General features: G+C 69.5%; 3 protein-coding genes and 2 pseudogenes. 1 reads left to right on the forward strand and 4 read right to left on the reverse strand.

Features of this window, described 5'->3' with window-relative positions; translation table 11 throughout:
* Positions 1 to 146 (forward strand): annotated as a pseudogene (locus tag AC01Y6_RS10075) (branched chain amino acid aminotransferase); the annotation flags it as partial.
* On the opposite strand, the gene trmH reads toward AC01Y6_RS10075, so the two are convergent.
* The 4 genes and pseudogenes from trmH to dcd all read right to left on the reverse strand — a co-directional run.
* A complete protein-coding gene (gene trmH / locus AC01Y6_RS10080) occupies positions 136 to 720 on the reverse strand; it encodes a tRNA (guanosine(18)-2'-O)-methyltransferase TrmH (RefSeq protein ID WP_476671383.1) in 585 nt (194 codons plus the stop codon). The pseudogene AC01Y6_RS10075 and the gene trmH overlap by 11 nt on opposite strands.
* Positions 717 to 1334 (reverse strand): ATP phosphoribosyltransferase, encoded by a 618-nt coding sequence (hisG, locus tag AC01Y6_RS10085; protein ID WP_428720621.1) that lies wholly within the window; start codon positions 1332 to 1334, stop codon positions 717 to 719. The genes trmH and hisG overlap by 4 nt, the downstream gene beginning before the upstream one ends.
* A complete protein-coding gene (locus tag AC01Y6_RS10090; protein ID WP_428722140.1) occupies positions 1331 to 2410 on the reverse strand; it encodes an ATP phosphoribosyltransferase regulatory subunit in 1080 nt (359 codons plus the stop codon). Before AC01Y6_RS10090 ends, hisG begins: the two co-directional genes overlap by 4 nt.
* 3 nt (positions 2411 to 2413) lie before the next feature.
* Positions 2414 to 2511: pseudogene (gene dcd, locus AC01Y6_RS10095) on the reverse strand (dCTP deaminase); the annotation flags it as partial.

Below are 2511 nucleotides of genomic sequence, written 5' to 3' on the forward strand. Positions count from 1 at the left end.
TGACCCCGGTGTCCATGATTGACTGGCGGCCCATCGGGAAGGGGACGGCGGGCCCCATCGCCCTTAGGCTTCGGGAGGTCTACCTCGAGGCCGCCACCGGGCGGCGGCCCGAGTACGAGGGCTGGCTCACGTACGTTACTTCCTGAGCCAGTCGGCGAGCACCTTTTGGTAGAGCTCCGGGTCCAGGCGGGGTTTTTCATAAAGCCCCGCCTTCAGCCTCTGCCGCTGGGCCTCAAAGAGGATCACGGCGGCGGCCACGGACACGTTCAGGCTCTGGACCATCCCCAGCATGGGAATCTTGATGGCCCCGTCCGCCAGGGCCAGGGCCTCCTCGGAAACCCCCCACTTCTCCGCGCCGAAGAGGACGCAGGTGGGCTCCGTGTAGTCCACCTCCCGGAAGTCCTGGGCGTCCTCCCTAAGGGCCGTGGCGTAGACCCGGAAGCCCCGCTCCTTCAGGTACCGGAAGGCTTCCTGGATGCCCTCGTGCACCCGCAGGTAGACCCACTTGTGGCTCCCTCCGCTCGTCTCGTTGAAGGTGGGCACCCCGCCCGTGGGGTTCACGGCGTGGGCCTCGAGGACCCCCACGGCGTCGCAGGTGCGCAGGATGGCCGAGAGGTTGTGGGGCTTGTGCACGTTCTCCAGGAGGACGGTGAGGTCGGGCTGCCGCCTCCTTAGGACTTCCTCTATCTTTTGCCTTCGCGCCTCGGTGCGTTCCCTCATGGGGCAAGCTCCCTGAGCCTCTGGATCAAGGGCTTGAGGACCTCCCGCTTGAGCTTAAGCGCCTGCCGGTTCACCACGAGCCTCGCCGTGGAGCGGGCGAGGACCTCCACCTCAATAAGCCCCGCCGCCCTCAGGGTGGCCCCGGTTTGCACCACGTCCACCACGGCGTCGGCGAGGCCCGTGACCGCGGCGAGCTCAATGTTCCCGGAAAGCTCCACCACGTCCGCCGCCCAGCCCCTTTCCTTGAGGAGCCTCGCGGTGAAGGTGGGGTACTTGGTGGCGATGCGGCGGATGGGCCCCGTGTCCCCGGGGCGCCTTATGAGGGAGAGCCTGCAGGCCCCGAAACCCAGGTCCACGGGCTCAAAAAGGTCCCGCCCCGAGTCCAAAAGCACGTCCTTGCCCACCACCCCGATCTCGGCGATCCCCAGGTCCACGTAGACGGGGACGTCCTTGTTGCGGAGCTCCAGAAGGGCCACGCCCCCCTCCTTCCCGTGGAGGAGGGTCCTTTCCCCTTCCACCTCGGGGAGGTCCAGCCCGGCCCGCCTCAGGGCCTCGTAGGCCTCCTGGAACATCCGCCCCTTGGGCAGGGCCACGGTGAGGGAAAAGCGCCTCATTCCACCCTCCAAAGCTCCTCCCCCCGGGCGAGGAAGGGGATGCCGCGCCTTTTGGCGTAGGCCAGGGGGTCCTCCCCGTGGAAAAGCTCCGTGCGCCTCTCCCGGGCGAAGCGGCGAAGGGCCTTTAGGTCCAGGGCCAGGACCTCGGGGGCCGCCTCCTCCTGGGGGGGCTTGAGGGCCTCGAGGAGCCTCTCCACCCCCAGGGCGAAGCCCGCGGCCTTGGGGAGGAGGGCCCCGTCGTACCGCCCGCCCCCGAGGAGGGGGAGGCCGAAGCCCGGGGTGTAGGCCCGGAAGAAGATCCCCGAGTAGTACTCGTAGCGCCGGGCCATGCCCAGGTCCAGGAGGACGGGCCTCCCCAGGAGGTCCAGGGTCCTCTCCAGCTCCTTCAGGGCCTCCCGGGCCTTGGGGGGAAGGGGGAGGCTTCGCGCTTCCTTAAGAACCTCCTCCCCCCCGTAGAGGTCGGGGAGGGCGAGGAGGGCCCGCCTCGCCTCCTCGGGGACGGGGCTTTGCGCGAGAAGCCCCTTCAGCTCGGGCAGGTTCTTGCGGTGGACGGCCTGCTGCACCCGCTTCTGCAGGGCCTCAGGAAGCCCCGAGGCCCGAAGCACCTCCCCCACGAGGCTCGGGAGGCCCACCTCCACCACGCCCTCCACCCCGAGGGCCTCGAGGGCGGCGAAGGCGAGCTCAAGCACCTCGGCGTCCGCCAAGGGCCCCGTGGCCCCCAAGAGCTCCAGGCCCACCTGGGTGTACTCCCTCAGGCGCCCAAGCTCCGCGTCCGCCTCCCGAAGCCAAAGGGCCCCGGCGTACTGGAAGCGGTGGACCCCCTCCCCCAGGTGGGCCCGGAGGAGCTTGGCGAGGAGGGTGGTGAACTCGCTCCTTAAGGAGAGCACTTCCCCCGTCTTGTCCACCAGCTTGAAGGCCCTTTCTGCCAGGGGGTGGTCGGGGTCGTAAAGCTCCAGGGCGGGAAGCTCCACGGGCTCGTAGCCGTGGCGCCGGAAGAGGTCCTGGAGCTTCCCCACCGCCTCGGCCTTGAGCCGGGCCTCGGGGGGCAGGAGGAAGCGGGTGCCCTCGGGGATCATGGCCTAGACCCGGGGCAGGGTGATGCCCTTCTGCCCCTGGTACTTGCCCTTGCGGTCCCGGTAGGTGACCTCGGGGCGGGGGCCTTCCAGGAAGAGGAGCT

It is taken from the genome of Thermus sp. (assembly GCF_056332225.1).